Genomic DNA, 17842 nt, shown 5'->3' on the forward strand with positions numbered 1-17842 from the left:
CGGGGCGGACCGGGGTGTTGGCTAAAAGTATTGATGTCAATACAATAAGACCAACAACGCTCCACGACGGCTCACGCCGACAGACCCCGCATGCCCGGCCGCACGCTCTTCGAGAAGATATGGGACGCCCACGTGGTGTCCGACCTGGGCGGCGGCTTCTCGCTGCTGCACGTCGACCGCCACCTGGTCAGCGATCCCGGCAGCAAGGCGCTCGCGGCGCTGCGCCGGCGCGGGCTGCCGGTGCGCCATCCCGAGCTGACCTTCGCGATGCCCGACCACACGGTGTCGACCGCGCCGGGCCGCGAGGGCCACACGTCCAACGCCATCCGCTACCTGGCCGACCTGCGCCACGAGACGCGGCTGCAGGGCATCCGCCTGTTCGACGTCGGCCAGCCGGGGCAGGGCATCGTGCACGTGGTCGGGCCCGAGCTCGGGCTCACGCTGCCGGGCGCCTCGGTGGTCTGCAGCGACAGCCACACCTGCACCCACGGCGCGCTCGGCGCGCTGGCCTTCGGCATCGGCGCCACCGAGTTCCAGCACGTGGCCGCGACCCAGACCATCGTGCTGCAGCGCCCGCGCCAGATGCGCATCCGCTTCGAGGGCACGCTGCCCGCGGGCACCAGCGCGAAGGACCTGATCCTGCATGCCATCGGCCGGCTCGGCGCCACCGGGGCCTCGGGCTGCGCGGTCGAGTACGCGGGTGCGGCCATCGACGCGCTCGACATCGAGGCGCGCATGACGGTGTGCAACCTGTCGGTGGAGATGGGCGGGCGCTTCGGCATCGTCGCGCCCGACGCGCGCACGCTGGCCTACGTGCGCGGCCGGCCGTTCGCGCCCGGCGGCGCGCAGTGGGACCTGGCCGCGGCGCAATGGGCCACCTTGCGCAGCGACGACGACGCGGTGTTCGACCGCGAGGTGCGCATCGACGTCTCGCAGGTCGTGCCGCAGGTCACCTGGGGCACGAGCCCGCAGGACACCATCGGCATCGACGCGCGCATCCCCGATCCGGCCGCGGCCAGCGATCCGGCGCAGCGCGCCGCGCGGCAGGCCGCGCTCGACTACATGGGCCTGCGCGCCGGCGATGCGATCGCGGGCACGCCGGTGGACTGGGTGTTCATCGGCTCGTGCACCAATGCGCGCATCTCCGACCTGCGGCTCGCGGCCGAGACCGTGCGCGGCCGGCGCGTGGCGCGCGGCGTGCGCGCCTGGATCGTGCCGGGCTCGGAGCTGGTCAAGCGCGAGGCCGAGGCCGAAGGGCTGGCGCAGGTGTTCCTCGACGCCGGCTTCGAATGGCGCGAGTCGGGCTGCTCGCTGTGCGTGGCGGCCAACGGCGAGGCCGTGCCGCCGGGCCTGCGCGTGGTGTCGACCTCGAACCGCAACTTCGTCGGCCGCCAGGGGCCGGGCGCGCGCACCCATCTCGCGAGCCCGCAGCTCGCGGCCGCTTCGGCCATCGCGGGCTGCCTGGTCGATCCGCGTGAAATGAAGGCCCGGCCATGACCCCGTTCGGCGTGCTCACCGCCACCGCCGCGCCGCTCGTGCGCGACAACATCGACACCGACCTGATCGTGCGCGTCGAGCCGCTGTTCGGCGGCGTGCCGCGCGAGGAGCTCGGCCCCCATGCGCTGGCCGCGCTGCGCTTTCGCGCCGACGGCAGCGAGGACCCGGCCTGCGTGCTGAACCAGCCGCGCTACCGCGGCGCGGGCATCCTGCTGGCGGGCGACAACTTCGGCTGCGGCAGCTCGCGCGAAGGCGCGGTGTGGGCGCTGATGGCGCTGGGCATCCGCTGCATCGTCGCGCCGAGCTTCGGCGACATCTTCCAGGGCAACTGCTTCCAGAACGGCCTGCTGCCGGTGCGCCTGCCGCGCGCGCAGGTGGAGGGGCTCGCGCGCGCCGTGGCCGAGGGCGCCGATGCCGTGCTCACGGTCGACCTGCAGGCCTGCACCGTGCGGCGCGCGGGCCTGCCGACGCTGCCCTTCGCCCTGCCGCCGCGGCGCCGCGAGGGGCTGCTGCGCGGCCTCGACGACCTCGAGCTCACGCTCGCGCGCAGCGCCGAGATCGACGCCTTCCAGCGCCGCGACCGGGCGCTGCATCCCTGGCTGCACCTCGACGGCGCGCGGCGCCCGAGCCTCGCCACCGACCTCGCCCCCCATACCCATAAGGAGACACCGTGACGTCCGAACAACCCCCGCGCCTGCCGCCCGTGGCCGCTCGTGCCACCCGCCGCGGCCTGCTGCGCGCCGGCGCCGCCCTCGCCGCGAGCGGCGCATTGCCGCTGCGCGCGCTGGCGCAGGAGCCCGCTTCCGCCTTCCCCTCGCATCCCGTGCGGATGGTGATCCCGCTGCCGCCGGGCGGCGCCACCGACGTCATCGGCCGCCTGCTCGGGCAGAAGCTCGGCGAGCTCTGGCGCCAGAGCGTGATCGTCGACAACAAGCCCGGCGCCGGCACCATCGTCGGCACCCAGGCCATCGCGCGGGCGCCGGCCGACGGCTACACCTTCGGCATCGTCATCAGCGCCTTCACCATCAATCCCTCGCTGCGCAACGACCTGCCGTACGACGCCACCAAGGACTTCACGCCGCTGAGCCTGCTGGGCTTCCCGGTGATCGCGCTGGTCGCCATTCCCTCGTTCCCCGCCAACGACGTGGCCGGGCTGATCGCGAAGGCGCGCGCCAAGCCCGGATCGGTCAGCTATGCCTCGCTGGGCATCGGCACCGCCACCCACCTGGCGGGCGAGATGATGAACGTGCGCGCCGAGACCGGCATGGTCCACATCCCCTACAACGGCAGCGCGCCCGCGTACAACGACCTGCTCAGCGGCCGCGTGCAGGTGGGCTTCGTGCTGCTCGACTCGGCGCTGCCGCACGTGAAGGCCGGCAAGCTCAAGGTGCTGGCCGTGACCAATGCGAAGCGCAGCCGCATCTATCCCGACTACCCGACCGTTGGCGAGACCATTCCCGGCTATTCGCTCGAGAGCCTGTTCGGCTTCGTCGCGCCGCGCGGCCTCCCCGCGCCGATCGCGGCCAGGCTCTCGGGCGACATCGTCAAGGTGATCCAGCTGCCCGAGGTGCGCCAGCGCCTGGCCGAGCTCAGCGTCGAGCCCGTGGGGTCGAGCGCGTCCGAGTTCGAGGCGACGATCCGCAGCGAGATCGTGAAGTGGGCGCCGGTGGTGAAGGCCGCGGGCGTGAAGGCAGACTAGCTAAGGATGCCACTGGCTGCGCGCGCGGCCTTCGAGCGGCTCGTAGCGTGTGGCCGCGAGCGCATCCGACAGCCTGCGCGCGGCTTCCATCAGCGTGGCCGCATGGCGCGCGAGTTCGCCGGCCGCGGCCGCATCGGCCGGCACCGCCACGCTGAGCGCGCCCAGCACCGTGCCGCGCGCGGCGAACACCGGCGCGGCCACGCTCGCGGCGGCCGCGTCGGCCTCGCCCACGGTCAGGTGATGGCCGCGCCGGCGGATGGCGTCGAGCGCGGCGCCCGGCGCGCCCGAGAACGCGAGGATCACCTGGCCGGCCGCGCCGCGCTCGAGCGGCAGCGGCTCGCCGACACGGCTCGGGCTCACGAAGCCGTCGGCGCCGCGCACGCGCAGGAGGCGCACGCGCTGGCCTTCCTCGAGCGCGAAGAAGGAGGCGCTGTGGCCGGTCCGTTCGGCCAGTTGCTGCAGGGCCGGCTCGATCACGTTGCGCAGGTCGAAGGCGCGCTGGTAGCGCGCGCCCAGTCGCGCGGCCGCCGGGCCCAGGCGCCAGGCACCGCCCTCGAGCGCCACCAGGTAGCCGGCCGCGGCCAGCGTGCGCGCGAGCCGCAGCGCGGTGGGCTTGGCGAGCGCGGTGCGGCGCGCGATCTCGGCCAGCGCGAGCTGCGCGTCGGCGGTGCCGAAGGCATCGAGGATGGCGAGCGAACGCGCCACCGCGGTCACGCCGTCGGCACGCGGCTGGGGCTTGCCGGCGCGCGGAGCGGTGCGGGTGGGAGCGCGTGCGGAGGAGGCCATCGTTTCGCGGAGTGGAACGGCATTGTGCGACCGCGATGCGAATCCTAGGCTCGCGGCTTTCCCGGGGCGCTGGGCCCCTTGCTTCCACGTCGCTTCGAACATCCGCAGGAGACTCGCTCATGACATCCACCGCCCCGCTGCGCCGCCGCCTTGGCGCGCTCTTCCTCGCCTGCCTCGCCGCGCCCTCGCTGGCGCTCGCGCAGGCGCCGTATCCGAGCAAGCCGATCCGGCTGGTCGTGCCCTTCGCGGCCGGCGGCGCGGTCGACACCGTGGGCCGCGTGGTCGGCGAGCGGCTGTCGACGCAGATGGGCCAGCCGGTGATCGTCGACAACCGGCCCGGCGCCAATGCCAACATCGGCACCGAGAACGTCGCGCGCTCGGCGCCCGACGGCTACTCGCTGCTGGTGGCGGCCAACGGCGTGGTGACCAACAACACGCTCTATCCCAAGCTGTCGTTCAACGGCCTGCGCGACTTCGTTGCCGTGGCGCGCCTCGGCTATGCGCCGCTGGTGCTGGTGGTGCCGGCCAGCGCGCCCTACAAGAGCGTGCCCGAGCTGCTCGCGGCCGCGCGCGCCAAGCCCGGCGACATGAGCTACGGCTCGGCCGGCAACGGCAGCTCGGGCCACCTGGCCGGCGCGCTGCTGGCCTCGGTCGGCAAGTTCGATGCGCTGCACGTGGCCTACAAGGGCGGCTCGCCCGCGCTGGTCGACCTGATCGCCGGGCGCACCTCGTTCATGCTGCTGAACCCGCTCGAGGTGCTGCCGCACATCCAGTCGGGCCGGCTGCGCGCGCTGGCGGTCAGCGGCGCCCAGCGCGCGCCGATGCTGCCGAACGTGCCCACCATGGCCGAGGCCGGCCTGCCGAATTTCGACGCCAGCGTCTGGTGGACGCTGCTCGCGCCGGCCGGCACCGCGCCCGAGGTGGTCGCCAAGCTCAATGCCGAGACGCGCAAGGCGCTGGCCGATGCCGGCACGCGCGAGAAGCTGGGCGCGCTCGGCGCGGTCATCACGCCCTCGAGCCCGCAGGAGGCCGCGGCCTTCCTCAAGAGCGAATCGGCCAAGTGGGAGCAGGTGATCCGCGCGGCCGACATCAAGGCCGACTGAGCACGGCGTCGACTTCATGATCATCGACTGCCACGGTCACTACACCACCGCGCCGGCCGCGCTCGAGGCCTGGCGCCGGCGCCAGGTCGAGGCCTTCGGCGCGGGGCGGCCCGCGCCGGCCGCGTCCGAGCTGCGCATCGGCGACGACGAGCTGCGCGAATCCATCGAGGGCAACCAGCTGCGGCTGATGGACGAGCGCGGCATCGACCTCACCGTCTTCAGCCCGCGCGCGAGCTTCATGGCGCATCACGTCGGCGACTTCGCCGTGTCCTCGACCTGGGCCGCGATCTGCAACGAGCTGTGCCACCGCGTGAGCGCGATGTTCCCCGAGCGCTTCGCGGGCGCGGCCATGCTGCCGCAGTCGCCGGGCGTGCCGGTCGCCTCGTGCATCGCCGAGCTCGAGCGGTGCGTGCGCGACTACGGTTTCGTCGGCGTCAACCTCAACCCCGACCCCTCGGGCGGTTTCTGGAACAGCCCGCCGCTGACCGACCGCCACTGGTATCCGCTCTACGAGAAGATGGTCGAGCTCGACGTGCCGGCCATGATCCATGTGAGCACCAGCTGCAACGCCTGCTTCCACACCACGGGCGCGCACTACCTCAATGCCGACACCACGGCCGTGATGCAGTGCATCCAGGGCGACCTGTTCGCCGACTTCCCCACCCTGCGCTTCGTGATCCCGCACGGCGGCGGCGCGGCGCCCTACCACTGGGGGCGCTTTCGCGGCCTGGCGCAGGAGATGAAGAAGCCGCCGCTCGCGCAGCACTTGCTGAAGAACCTGTTCTTCGACACCTGCGTCTACCACCAGCCGGGCATCGACCTGCTCGCGCGGGTGATCCCGGTCGAGAACATCCTGTTCGCCTCCGAGATGATCGGCGCCGTGCGCGGCATCGATCCCGAGACCGGCCACTTCTACGACGACACGCGGCGCTACATCGAAGCGGCCGCGCTCAGCGCCGACCAGCGCGCGCAGGTCTACGAAGGCAATGCGCGCCGCGTCTTTCCGCGGCTCGATGCGCAACTGAACGCGCGCGGCCAGCGGTTCGATCCTCCATCACATGCCACCCAAGGAGCCCGCCATGCATGAACTCGGCGTCGTCCATCGCCACATCGAACGCGCCGACGCGCAGGTCGTCGACGCCCTCGCGGCACTGGGCTCGGCCACGGTGCACGAGGCCATGGGCCGGGTCGGCCTGCTCGCGTCGTACATGCGGCCGATCTACCCGGGCGCGCAGGTCAGCGGCAGCGCCGTCACCGTGCTGCTGCATCCGGGCGACAACTGGATGCTGCACGTCGCGGCCGAGCAGATCCGCCCCGGCGACATCGTGGTGGCGGCCGTCACCGCGCCGAGCAGCGACGGCTTCTTCGGCGACCTGCTGGCCACCAGCTTCCAGGCCCGCGGCGCGCGCGCGCTGGTGATCGACGGCGGCGTGCGCGACGTGCGCACGCTGCAGCAGATGGGCTTTGCGGTCTGGAGCAAGGCCATCAGCAGCAAGGGCTGCGTGAAGGCCACGCTGGGCTCGGTCAACATCCCCGTGGTGTGCGCCGGCATGTCGGTGCAGCCCGGCGACGCGATCGTGGCCGACGACGACGGCGTGGTCTGCGTGCCGCGCGCGATGGCCGCGGCCACGCTCGAGAAGGCGCGCCAGCGCGAGGCGCTGGAGACGTCGAAGCGCGAGAAGCTCGCGAGCGGCGTGCTCGGGCTCGACATGTACGACATGCGGCCGGCGCTGGCGGCGGCGGGGCTGCGCTACATCGACTGAAAGGGCGCGGCGGGCAATGCCCGACCCGCGCGCATGGCCGCAGGGCCATCGGGGCGACGGGACGGTTAACATCTGTATAAACATACAGTGTTCTTCGCCCGCCCCATGGACCTCCAGCACAAGCTCGCCATCCTGGCCGATGCCGCCAAGTACGACGCCTCGTGCGCGTCGAGCGGCTCGCAGCCGCGCGACTCGGTGGGCGGGCGCGGCATCGGCTCGACCGAGGGCATGGGCATCTGCCACAGCTATGCGCCCGACGGCCGCTGCATCTCGCTGCTCAAGGTGCTGCTGACCAACCACTGCCAGTACGACTGCCTCTACTGCGTGAACCGTGCCTCGAGCAACGTGCCGCGCGCGCGTTTCCGTGCCGACGAGGTGGTGCAGCTCACGCTCGACTTCTACCGCCGCAACTGCATCGAGGGGCTGTTCCTGTCGAGCGGCATCATCAAGTCGCCTGACCACACGATGGAGCAGGTGGTCGAGGTCGCGCGCTCGCTGCGCGAGGACCACGACTTCCGCGGCTACATCCATCTCAAGACCATTCCCGATGCCAGCGACGAGTTGATCGCGCGCGCCGGCCGCTATGCCGACCGGCTCAGCATCAACGTCGAGATGCCGACCACCGAGGGCCTGCAGGCCCTCGCACCCGAGAAGGACGAGAGCGCGATCCGCCGCTCGATGGCGCGACTGCGTTTGCAGATCGACGACACGCGCGAGGAGGCGCGCCGCGTGGTGCCGATCCGCGCGCTGCCGGGCGCGGCGCCCGTGGCCGCGAAGCCGCCGCCGTTCGCGCCCGCGGGCCAGAGCACGCAGATGATCGTGGGCGCCGACGCCACCGACGACCGCGCCATCCTCGCGACCAGCGCCACGCTCTATGGCGCCTACCGGCTGCGCCGCGTCTACTACTCGGCCTTCAGCCCGATCCCCGACGCGGCGCGCGCGCTGCCGCTGGTCGCGCCGCCGCTGATGCGCGAGCACCGGCTCTACCAGGCCGACTGGCTGATGCGCTTCTACGGCTTCGAGCACGGCGAGATCGTGGCCGAGCGCGACGGCCTGCTGCGGCTCGACGTCGATCCCAAGATGGCCTGGGCGCTCGCGCATTCGGAGCGCTTCCCGGTCGACCTCAACCATGCGCCGCGCGAGCTGCTGCTGCGCGTGCCGGGCCTGGGCGTGAAGGCGGTCGATCGGCTGCTGCAGGCGCGGCGCGTGCGCCGCGTGCGCGCCGACGACCTGCGGCGGCTGCATGTGCCCGCGCGCAAGGTGCTGCCCTTCGTGGTGGCCGACGGGCACCGGCCCGCGGCCGGGGCGATGGCGGCTTCGGCGCGCGTCGAGCCGGCGCGGCAGGCCTCGCTGTTCTGAGCCATCGCCATGCAGGTGCGGCTCGACGACGCGGTCGACCTCGACGGTTTCCGGCGCCGCGCGCGGCAGCTGCTGGCCGATGGCGTGCCGCCCGAGCGGGTCGAGTGGGGCGTGGCACAGCCCGAGGGCGGGGAAGGCCTGTTCGGCGATGCACCCGAGCAGGCCATCGCACCGTCGACCGTGGCGCTGCAGCCCGTGCCCGCGGCCTTCGTCGCGCTGTGCACCGACGTGATCCTGCACCGCGATCCCCAGCGCTTCGCGCTGCTCTACCGCCTGCTCTGGCGCCTCGCGCACGAACCCGCGCTGCGCCACGATCCGCTCGACGCCGACATGATGCGGGCGCAGCGCATGGCAAAGGCGGTGCACCGCGACATTCACAAGATGCGCGCCTTCGTGCGCTTCACGCAGGTCACGGACGAGGACGGGCTCGAGCGCCATGTCGCGTGGTTCGAGCCCGAGCACCGCATCGTCGAGGCCAATGCCGACTTCTTCGCGCGCCGCTTCGCGCAGATGCGCTGGGCCATCCTCACGCCCGAGCGCTGCGTCGAATGGGATGGCCATGCGCTGTCGTTCCGCGCGGGCGCCGACCGCCGCGAGAAGCCGCCGCCCGATGCGGGCGAGCAGCTCTGGCTCACCTACTACGCCCACATCTTCAATCCGGCGCGGCTCAAGTTCGCGACCATGCAGCGCGAGATGCCGCGCCGCTACTGGCACAACCTGCCCGAGGCCGCGCTGATCCAGCCGCTGGCCGACGCGGCCGACGCGCGCAGCCAGTCGATGATCGAGGCGCCGGCCACGCCCGCGCGGCGCATCCGCGCGCCGATGGCGCTGCACCCGCTTCCGGCCGAGGGCGCGATGCATGCCGGCCGACCTCGGCGAACTGCGCGCGGCCGCCCATGCCTGCCGCGCCTGCCCGATCGGCGCGCACGCCACCCAGGCCGTGCGGCGAGGGGCCGCTCGCGCCGCGCCACATGCTGGTCGGCGAGCAGCCCGGCGACCAGGAGGACCTCGCGGGCCGGCCCTTCGTCGGCCCGGCCGGCCAGTTGCTCGAGCGCGCGATGGCGCAGCTCGGCTGGGCGCGCGAGGGCGTCTACCTCGCCAATGCGGTGAAGCACTTCAAGTACGAGCTGCGCGGCAAGCGGCGCATCCACAAGACGCCGGGGCAGCGCGAGGCCGAGGCCTGCGCCCATTGGCTCGATGCCGAGATCGCGCTGGTGCGGCCGCAGTCGCTGGTCGCGCTCGGCGCCACGGCGGCGCGCGCGCTGCTGGGCCGGCCGGTGGCGGTGCAGGCCGAGCGCGGCGCCTGGCTGCACGAACGCGCGGATGGACGGCCGGTGTTCGTCACGCTGCATCCGTCGGCGCTGCTGCGGCTGCCCGACGAGGAGCGCGAGGCGGCCCATGCGCGCTGGCGCGAGGACCTGGCCCGCGCGCGCGACACGGCGCCCGTGGCCTGAACAGGTTCAGGTGCCGGGACCTTCCGCGCGGCGTTCGGCCGGCACCAGCTCGGCCATGGCCTGCATCAGCATGGCCGCGGTCACCGGCTTGAACAGCACCGGCACGCCCGAGGCGCGCACGCGCTGCAGCCGCTCGGGCGCGGTCTCGCCGGTGATCAGCAGCATCGGCGCGTCGAGCCGGAAGCGCTCGCGCAGGCGCAGGCCGAGCTCGAGCCCGTCGACGCCGCTCGACAGCCGGTAGTCGCACAGCAGCAGCGCGACCGGCGGGGCCTGCGCGCCGGGCCCGGTCAGCAGCGCCACCGCCTCGGCCTCGTCGGCCACCGCCGCGACCTCGATGCCGTAGGCGCTCATGAGCTCGGTCATGGCCTTGCGGATCTCCTCCTCGTCGTCGATCAGCAGCACGCGGCCGCGCAGCGCCGGCACCTCGAAGCGCTGGCGCACCGGCAGCTCGAGGTCGAGCGGACTGAAGGCGCCCGCCGAGGCCTCGGACGCTTCGGCCAGCGGCAGCACCACCCGAAAGCGCGTGCCGCGCCCGATGTGGGAGCGCAGCTCGATGCGGTGGCCGAGCAGGCGCGAGAGCCGCTGCACGATCGACAGGCCGATGCCCAGGCCGCGCGAGCGGTCGCGCCCGAGGTTGTCGACCTGGTAGAACTCCTCGAAGATGCGGTCGCGCTGCTCGGGCGCGATGCCGATGCCGGTGTCGCGCACCTCGATCCAGGCCTGGCCGCCGCGCGGGCGCGCGATCACCGTGACGCCGCCCTGCGTCGTGTACTTGAGCGCGTTGTCGACCAGGTTCGACAGCATGCGGTAGAGCAGCTGCGGATCGCTGTGGATCCACAGGCCGCTGGCGCGCACGCGCAGCTGCAGCCGCTTGCGCTCGGCCTGGGCCGAGAAGGTGTGGTGCAGCGGGATCAGCAGGGCATCGAGCGACAGCGCGCGCGGCGCCGCCTGGACCACGCCCGCGTCGAGGCGCGAGATGTCGAGCATGGTGTCGAGCGAGGCGCCCAGCGCGTCGACCGCGCGCATCAGCCGCTCCACGTTCTGGATCTCGGGCCGACGGCGCAGCGTGCTGCCCAGCGCCGCGCCGAACAGCGCGATCGCATGCATGGGCTGGCGCAGGTCGTGGCTGGCGGCGGCCAGGAAGCGGGTCTTCTCGGCGCTCGCGCGCTCGGTGGCCGCGACCTGCTCGCGCAGCTGGGCGGCCAGCGCCTCGTTCTCGAAGCGCAGCATCAGCGAGGCCGTCAGGCGCTCGTTCTGCTTCACGCCTTCGCGCAGCGTGAGCACCAGGTTGAGCAGCGCGAAGCCGGCCAGGAACCAGTTCAGCATGTGGCCGTACCAGACCAGCGCGGCGATCAGCCCGCTCATCATCGGGATGCCGTAGCCGAACATCGCGCCCTTGAGCGGCCAGCGCGCCTGCACCGCGCGGGTCCAGCTGCCCATGATCACGACCGTCACGAAGGTGGTCATCGCGGGGCTCTGCAGCGCCACAAGGAACAGGCTGAACGGCGCGGTCATCGCGCTGACCAGCGTGACGTGGACGGTGTAGCGGCGGGCCCAGCGCGGGCTGTCGGCCAGCGGCACCGCGGGCGTCCAGCGCTTCGACAGCAACACGTACAGGTCCATCAGCACGATGGTCGCGACGATGCCCAGCACCAGCGCGCGGTGCCCGGGCGCCACGTTGAAGTAGCCGAACACGCCGATCGCGAGCGCGAAGACGCCATGCGCCGCAATCGCCGTCGTGTGGCCGGCGTAGACCGAGGCCAGGTGCTCGCGCAGCACGCGCAGCGCGAGCGTGCCGTCCTGCGCCAGCGGCCCCGGCGTGGTGTCGTTCATCGGCCTGTGTCTCCCCGCGAGGTGGTTCCCCGTCCCGGTTTCGCGCACCGGGCGGTTCATCGCCGCATCCTAGGCGGCAGCCCCGCGTCGCCGTAAGTGCCCAAAGTCATGCCCGGCGGGGGCCGCGCGGCCGGTGAGAGGGCGGGTGCGACAATCGCCGCGCCATGACTGACACCCTCACGATCACCCGCCCCGACGACTGGCACCTGCACGTGCGCGATGGCGCCGCCCTCGAAGCCGTCGTGCCCCACAGCGCGCGCCAGTTCGGCCGCGCGCTGATCATGCCGAACCTGCGTCCCCCCGTGACCACCGCCGCCCAGGCCGTGGCCTACCGCGACCGCATCCGCGCCGCCGTACCCGCGGGCAGCGCCTTCGAGCCCGTGATGTCGCTCTACCTGACCGACAAGCTGCCGCCCGAGGAGATCGCGCTGGCGGCCGAGGCCGGCGTGCGCGCGCTCAAGCTCTACCCGGCCGGCGCCACCACCAACAGCGATGCCGGCGTGACCGACATCCGCAAGACCTACAAGACGCTCGAGGCCATGCAGAAGCACGGCCTCCTGCTGCTGGTGCACGGCGAAGTCACCGATCCCGCGATCGACCAGTTCGACCGCGAGGCCGTGTTCGTCGACCGCGTGATGATCCCGCTGCGCCGCGACTTCCCCGAGCTCAAGGTGGTGTTCGAGCACCTGACCACGAAGGAGGGCGCCGACTACGTGCGCGACGCCGACCGCTTCACGGCCGCCACCATCACCGCGCACCACCTGCTGTACAACCGCAACGCCATCTTCACCGGCGGCATCCGCCCGCACTACTACTGCCTGCCGGTGCTCAAGCGCGAGACCCATCGCGTGGCGCTGGTCGAGGCCGCCACCAGCGGCAGCGACCGCTTCTTCCTCGGCACCGACAGCGCGCCGCACCCCGCGCACCTGAAGGAACACGCCCTGGGCTGCGCCGGCTGCTACACCGCGCTGACCGCCATCGAGCTCTATGCCGAGGCCTTCGACAACGCCGGTGCGCTCGACAAGCTCGAAGGCTTCGCGAGCTTCCACGGCCCCGACTTCTACGGCCTGCCGCGCCATGCCGACACCGTCACGCTCAAGCGCGAGAGCTGGACCGTGCCCGAGACCGTGCCTTACGGCGATGCCACGCTCAAGCCGCTGCGCGGCGGCGAAACCCTGAACTGGAAACTTTCATGAGAGCTCCATCACTCGATCGGTTGGCGCGATCCAGTCCAGAAACACCACGGAACCGGCTTTGCCGGGCCGTTGGTGTTGCCCCCGGTGAGGGGGGTGGCGAAGCGACACGAAGTGCGCGTAGCCTGGGGGAGAGCCAATGCGTCGCGTGATGCTGCTGATCGACGCCGACAACGTCTCGGCCGATGTGATCGAGCAGGCCGTGCAGCGCACGATGGACGAGTACGGCGCCATCCACGTGCGCCGCGCCTACTGCAATGCCGAGATGGCCGTGAACCGGCAGGCGCTGTTCAAGCGGCTGTCGGTGCGGCCGATGGTCAACCTCTCGGCCGGCAAGAACAGCACCGACATCGCGCTGTCGGTCGACGCGATCGACCTCGCGATCGCCGAGCGGCCCGACGTGGTGGTGCTGGTGTCCTCCGATTCCGACTTCGCGCCGCTGGTGATCCGGCTGCGCGAGAAGGGCTGCCGCGTCTGCGGGATCGGCCAGCAGGGCAAGACGGGCGAGGAGACGGTCGGCATCTACGACAGCTTCATGGACCTCGCGCACCACGGCGTGGCGCCGGCCGCGCGCACCGTGCCCGCGAAGAAGACGGCGGCGAAGAAGGCCGCCGCGAAGACGGCGCCGGCCAAGAAGGCGCCGGCGAAGAAGGCCGCGGCCAAGACCGCGAGGAAGACCGCGGCCAAGAAGGTGGCGAAGGCCGCGGCGCCCGCGGTCGCGGCCGCCGTGCCGGTGGCTCCCCGCCGCCCGCGCCCGCGCCGGCGCGCGCGCCCGAGATCTCCGAGGCCGCCGAATTCGTGCTGCGGGCCGCGCCCGCGCTGCGCGCCGGCACCGACGTGCCGCTCAACGAGGTGGCGAAGGCGCTGCGCGCGGCGGGCCTGCTCGGCAAGAACGGCAGCTCGCTCAAGCTGTTCGACAAGCTCACGGCCGAGTTCAAGTTCACGCAGCATCCCGACCGCATCCGCTGGACGGGCGCGGACGCCGCCTGATCCTGCCGGCGATGGCGGGCACGGCCGCGATCGACTGGACCCGTCCCTGGCTCGCGCCCTACCGCGCGCAGGGCGAGGCGGCGGCCAGCGCCATGGCGCAAGGCCTGCCGGTGGCGCAGGCGCTGCAGGGCGCGGGGCCGCCGACCTTCGTGCCGCAGCACGCGCTGCCCGCGGGCCGGGCCTACGAGGCCCACGTCTTCGAGACCGGCACCGTGCCCACGCGCGACAACCTGCACGACTTCTTCAACGGCCTCGTGTGGCGCGCCTTTCCGCAGGCCAAGCGCCGCCTCAACGAACTGCAGGCGACCGAGATCGAGCGCGCCGGCGTCGGCGCCACGCGCGGGCCGCTGCGCGACGCGCTCACGCTGTTCGACGAGAACGGCGCGCTGCTCGAGGCGCCGCCCGCGTTGTGGCGCGCGCTGGTCGCACGCGACTGGCCGGCGCTGTTCGGCGCGCGGCGCGGGCTGTGGGCGCAGGCGCGGCTGCGCGTGTTCGGCCATGCGCTGCTCGAGAAGCTGGTGGCGCCGCGCAAGGCCGCCACGGCGCACGTGCTGCTGACCCAAGGTGTCGATGGACTGGACGACGAGGCGCTCGCGCGTCGCCTCGACCCCGCCTGGCTCGCCACCAAGCCCTTCGTGCCGCTGCCGGTGCTCGGCGTACCGGGCTGGTGGGCCGGCAACGAGGCGCCCGATTTCTATGCCGACGCCCAGGTCTTCCGCCCCGCGAGGGCCGCCGCCGAATCCCCCGCAGCGGGGCCCGGATAGCGGGTGGCTAGAACTTTTGCTCCTATCATCTGTCTACCCGCCTGCCGCCGCACGGCCGCGCGCGACGCCTTCTTCCAGAACCAACAACAACCCAGGCAGGGAGGCGGACGCGGCGGCAACGGCTTGAAGCGGGCCGCAAGGCCCTCATCTGGTCGGCAGCGTTCCCCCACGGAGAATTCAACTTGAAACGTATCCTTCTGTTCGTTTTGACCAATGTGATGGTCGTCGCGGTGCTCGGCGTGGTCGCCAGCCTGCTCGGCGTCAATCGCTTCCTCACGGCCAACGGGCTGAACCTCACGGCGCTGCTCGGCTTCGCGCTGATCATGGGCTTCGGCGGCGCGATCATCTCGCTGCTCATCAGCAAGCCCATGGCCAAGTGGACCGCCGGCCTGCAGATGATCGACAACCCCCAGACGCCCGACGAGGCCTGGATCGTCGGCACGGTGCGCAAGTTCGCCGACAAGGCCGGCATCGGCATGCCCGAGGTCGGCATCTTCGAGGGCGAGCCCAATGCCTTCGCGACCGGCGCGTTCAAGAACTCCTCGCTGGTGGCGGTGTCCACCGGCCTGCTGCAGAACATGACGCGCGAGGAGGTCGAGGCCGTGATCGGCCACGAGGTGGCCCACATCGCCAACGGCGACATGGTCACGATGACGCTGATCCAGGGCGTGATGAACACCTTCGTCGTGTTCCTCTCGCGCGTGATCGGCTACGCGGTCGACAGCTTCCTGCGCCGCGGCGACGACCGTTCCTCGGGCCCCGGCATCGGCTACTACGTGAGCACCATCGTGCTCGACATCGTGCTGGGCTTCGCCGCCGCGATCGTGGTGGCCTGGTTCTCGCGCCAGCGCGAGTTCCGCGCCGACGCCGGCGCCGCCGCGCTGATGGGCAACCGCCAGCCGATGGTCAACGCGCTCGCGCGCCTGGGCGGCCTGCCGGCCGGCGAACTGCCGAAGGCGGTCGAGGCCATGGGCATCACCGGCGCCATGGGCAAGCTGTTCGCCACCCATCCGCCGATCGAGGAGCGCATCGCCGCGCTGCAGAACGCGCGCTGAGCACGGTCTCATCCGGACATCGAGCCGCCACCTTCGGGTGGCGGCTTTTTTTTGGGCCCGGGACTTCCGCGCCCAGGCCGGGCGCTCAGTCCGCCGACGGCGCGACTTCGGACGCGGGCGCCGCCGCCTCGGGCGTGGCTTCAGGTGCTGCCACGGTTTCGGCTTCCGCCGCGACCACCGGTGCCGGCGCCGCCACGGGCGCCTCGCGCTCCTTGCGCGCGCGCTGCAGCGTGCGCGTCACCTCGCCGGGCTTCATGCCGTACATGTCGGCGAACTCCTGCTCGCCGCGGCCGCTGGCCTCGAAGGCGCGCAGCAGGGCCTCGCGCTTGGCGGCCTGCGCCGCCAGTTCGGCGAGCGCCTCGTCGACCACGGCATTGGCCTTCTCGTCGCGCGAACGCACGAGCACAGCATAGGCCTCGCGTTCCAGGCCCGAGCTCTCGATCGCGCGCGCGATGCGCGTGACCAGCTGCGGGCGCAGGTCGTCCTCGGTGCGCTGCGAGCGGCGGCGGTGCAGCTCGAGGATGGCGTGGTGCACATGCTCGGGCGCGACCGGGTCGAGCGCGTTGCCGTCGAGGTCGTGGCGCGGATGGCCGGCGGCCACGCTCTCGAGGTAGCGCGTGGAGCGCGCATGCTGGCCCATCGCGACCTTGAGGTCCTCGGTCTTGAAGTCCTCGGGATGGCGCGCGAGCAGGTCCTCGTAGACGCCGAGCTTCAGCGGCACGAAGCGCGCGCCGAACAGCTGCGGGTAGAGCTCGAACAGGCGCTCGAGCACCGGGCTGGCCTTGCGCGGCGGGCGCGCCGGTTGCTGCTGCTGGGCCTGCGGCTGGCCTTGCGGCGCGGCGCCCTGCGGGCCGCGCGGGCCCTGGCCGCGCTGCGGCCGCTGGGGCTTGCGGCGCGGGTTGTTGTCGCGCTGCGCCTGGCCCTCGGGGCGGGCACCGGCCGCGGGCGCGGCTTCGGCGCCGGGCTCCTGCGCGGCGTCGGCACCGCCGCGCAGTTGCTGCAGCTGGGAAGCCAGGTCCGGGCGGGGGCCGCGCGGCTTGTTGCGCGAATTCGTCTTCGGGGCGGTGGTGGGGGCGTCGGTCATTGCTCGGGATTCGGCGCGGGGCGCGAAGTCGGAATTAGGGGTTGGAAGTCGGTGGGGCGGCGCGCGGTGCGCGTCAGCGGGGCCGGAACATCTTGAACAGATTGTCGTGCCGGATCTCGAAATAGTCCGCCGGGCCGCCGCCGCGCAGGATCGGCTGCGCCGCGGCGGTGTCGTAGATGCCTTCGCGCAGCAGGTGGCGCGCGATGTGCACGCCCACCACTTCGCCGAGCACCAGCCAGGTCTCGATGGCGCGGCCGTCGGCGGCCTGCAGCTGCACGATCTGCGTCAGCCGGCATTCGAAGGACACCGGGCTCTCGGCCACGCGCGGCACCGCGATGCGGCGCGAGGGCGCGGGCGTGAGCCCGGCGAGCGCGAATTCGTCGACCTCGGGCGGCACCGCGGCGCAGCTCTGGTTCATCGGCTCGGCCAGCGGGCGGGTGGCGAGGTTCCAGCCGAACTCGCCGGTCTCGCGGATGTTGCGCAGGCTGTCCTTGGCCGTGATGCTCGCAAAGCCGACGATCGGCGGCGTGTAGTTGAAGCCGTTGAAGAAGCTGTAGGGCGCAAGGTTGAGCACGCCCTGCGCATCGTGCGAGGAGATCCAGCCGATGGGCCGCGGGCCGACGATCGCGTTGAACGGATCGTGCGGCAGGCCGTGGCCCAGTGCGGGTTCGTAGAAATGGAAGCGGTCGTCGTCCTGCATGGAATGGGTCCCGGGTTGTTCGGTCAGCGCAGGGCCGGGTGCATCGCCTGGCGGCCGATCAGCAGGCGGAACGGCAGCAGCATGAACACGCCGACCGCCAGCTTCACGCCGAGGTCGCCGAGCGCCCAGGTGAGCCAGGGGCCGTCGGTGCCCGCGAAGGCGATGCCCCAGAACACGATGCTGTCGAGCACCGCCGCGACCACGGTGGCCACCAGCGGCGCGCGCCACCAGAGGCCGCGGCGCAGGCGGTCGAAGACGCGGATGTCGAGCAGCTGCGAGGCGATGAAGGCGCTGCCCGAGGCCAGCGCGATGCGCGCCGGCGCGAGCAGCAGCGACACCACCACAGCCACCGCGAAGCCGATCCAGGCCACGCGGCGCGCCATGCCGGGGCCGAAGCGCCGGTTGACGAGGTCGCTCACGAGGTAGGCGACCGGGTAGGTGAAGGCACCCCAGGTCAGCCAGTCGTTGATCGCGAACTGCACCAGGATGTTGGAGGCGAGCACCACCAGCGCCATCGCGCCGATGGCCAGCGCGAAGGCGCCGGTGCCCGGTCGAGCGAAGG

The 17842-nt window shown here is 72.5% G+C and carries 15 protein-coding genes and 2 pseudogenes; 12 read left to right on the top strand and 5 right to left on the bottom strand.

What is annotated here, in order from left to right; all coding sequences use genetic code 11:
• The first annotated feature begins 90 nt into the window (after positions 1-90).
• From leuC to INQ48_05090, 3 genes are read left to right on the top strand one after another with little or no spacing between them, the layout of a single operon-like run.
• Positions 91-1497 carry a 3-isopropylmalate dehydratase large subunit gene (gene leuC / locus INQ48_05080; GenBank protein ID QRF58627.1) on the top strand — a complete coding sequence of 469 codons (1407 nt, stop codon included), beginning with the start codon at positions 91-93 and terminating at the stop codon, positions 1495-1497.
• Positions 1494-2171, top strand: a complete 678-nt coding sequence (gene leuD, locus INQ48_05085) for a 3-isopropylmalate dehydratase small subunit (GenBank protein ID QRF58628.1) — start codon at positions 1494-1496, stop codon at positions 2169-2171. The genes leuC and leuD overlap by 4 nt, the downstream gene beginning before the upstream one ends.
• Complete coding sequence (locus tag INQ48_05090; GenBank protein QRF58629.1) at positions 2168-3196, top strand: tripartite tricarboxylate transporter substrate binding protein; 1029 nt, start codon at positions 2168-2170, stop codon at positions 3194-3196. The genes leuD and INQ48_05090 overlap by 4 nt, the downstream gene beginning before the upstream one ends.
• Here INQ48_05090 and INQ48_05095 read toward each other — a convergent pair whose 3' ends face one another.
• Positions 3197-3982 carry a helix-turn-helix domain-containing protein gene (locus INQ48_05095; protein QRF58630.1) on the bottom strand — a complete coding sequence of 262 codons (786 nt, stop codon included), beginning with the start codon at positions 3980-3982 and terminating at the stop codon, positions 3197-3199.
• A gap of 119 nt (positions 3983-4101) precedes the next feature.
• On the opposite strand from INQ48_05095, the gene INQ48_05100 reads away from it, so the two are divergent.
• The 5 genes and pseudogenes from INQ48_05100 to INQ48_05120 all read left to right on the top strand — a co-directional run bounded on the left by INQ48_05100 (position 4102) and on the right by INQ48_05120 (position 9661).
• Entirely contained in the window at positions 4102-5085 is a 984-nt protein-coding gene (locus INQ48_05100; GenBank protein QRF58631.1) for a tripartite tricarboxylate transporter substrate binding protein, read from the top strand.
• Between the two features lie 16 nt (positions 5086-5101).
• Positions 5102-6172: an amidohydrolase gene (locus tag INQ48_05105; protein ID QRF58632.1), complete on the top strand. Its 1071-nt coding sequence runs from the start codon at positions 5102-5104 to the stop codon at positions 6170-6172.
• A complete protein-coding gene (ligK, locus tag INQ48_05110) occupies positions 6165-6848 on the top strand; it encodes a 4-carboxy-4-hydroxy-2-oxoadipate aldolase/oxaloacetate decarboxylase (GenBank protein ID QRF58633.1) in 684 nt (227 codons plus the stop codon). The genes INQ48_05105 and ligK overlap by 8 nt, the downstream gene beginning before the upstream one ends.
• A 105-nt stretch (positions 6849-6953) precedes the next feature.
• Positions 6954-8207, top strand: a complete 1254-nt coding sequence (locus tag INQ48_05115; protein QRF58634.1) for a putative DNA modification/repair radical SAM protein — start codon at positions 6954-6956, stop codon at positions 8205-8207.
• Between the two features lie 9 nt (positions 8208-8216).
• Positions 8217-9661: pseudogene (locus INQ48_05120) on the top strand (UdgX family uracil-DNA binding protein).
• 6 nt (positions 9662-9667) lie between these two features.
• On the opposite strand, the gene INQ48_05125 reads toward INQ48_05120, so the two are convergent.
• Positions 9668-11494, bottom strand: coding sequence for a response regulator (locus INQ48_05125; GenBank protein QRF58635.1), 1827 nt, complete (start codon positions 11492-11494; stop codon positions 9668-9670).
• A 164-nt stretch (positions 11495-11658) separates the two neighbouring features.
• Between INQ48_05125 and pyrC the strand changes: the two genes are divergently transcribed.
• The 4 genes and pseudogenes from pyrC to htpX all read left to right on the top strand — a co-directional run bounded on the left by pyrC (position 11659) and on the right by htpX (position 15496).
• Complete coding sequence (gene pyrC / locus INQ48_05130; GenBank protein ID QRF58636.1) at positions 11659-12690, top strand: dihydroorotase; 1032 nt, start codon at positions 11659-11661, stop codon at positions 12688-12690.
• 136 nt (positions 12691-12826) lie between these two features.
• Positions 12827-13677, top strand: a pseudogene (locus tag INQ48_05135) (NYN domain-containing protein).
• Positions 13678-13688: 11 nt separating this feature from the next.
• A complete protein-coding gene (locus INQ48_05140; protein ID QRF58637.1) occupies positions 13689-14441 on the top strand; it encodes a DUF3025 domain-containing protein in 753 nt (250 codons plus the stop codon).
• A 182-nt stretch (positions 14442-14623) separates the two neighbouring features.
• Entirely contained in the window at positions 14624-15496 is an 873-nt protein-coding gene (htpX, locus tag INQ48_05145; protein ID QRF58638.1) for a protease HtpX, read from the top strand.
• An 85-nt stretch (positions 15497-15581) separates the two neighbouring features.
• On the opposite strand, the gene INQ48_05150 is transcribed toward htpX, so the two are convergent.
• From INQ48_05150 to INQ48_05160, 3 genes are all read right to left on the bottom strand, one after another.
• On the bottom strand, positions 15582-16580 hold the full coding sequence (locus INQ48_05150; GenBank protein ID QRF58639.1) for a Fertility inhibition FinO: 999 nt from the start codon (positions 16578-16580) through the stop codon (positions 15582-15584).
• A 73-nt stretch (positions 16581-16653) separates the two neighbouring features.
• Positions 16654-17280 (bottom strand): flavin reductase family protein, encoded by a 627-nt coding sequence (locus INQ48_05155; protein ID QRF58640.1) that lies wholly within the window; start codon positions 17278-17280, stop codon positions 16654-16656.
• Positions 17281-17303: 23 nt separating this feature from the next.
• The gene (locus INQ48_05160) at positions 17304-17810 is read right to left on the bottom strand and encodes a VUT family protein (GenBank protein ID QRF60617.1); all 507 of its coding nucleotides are present in this window, start codon (positions 17808-17810) and stop codon (positions 17304-17306) included.
• Positions 17811-17842 lie beyond the last annotated feature (32 nt).

This window comes from Variovorax paradoxus, assembly GCA_016806145.1.
In the GTDB taxonomy this organism is placed as follows: Bacteria; Pseudomonadota; Gammaproteobacteria; order Burkholderiales; family Burkholderiaceae_C; genus Variovorax.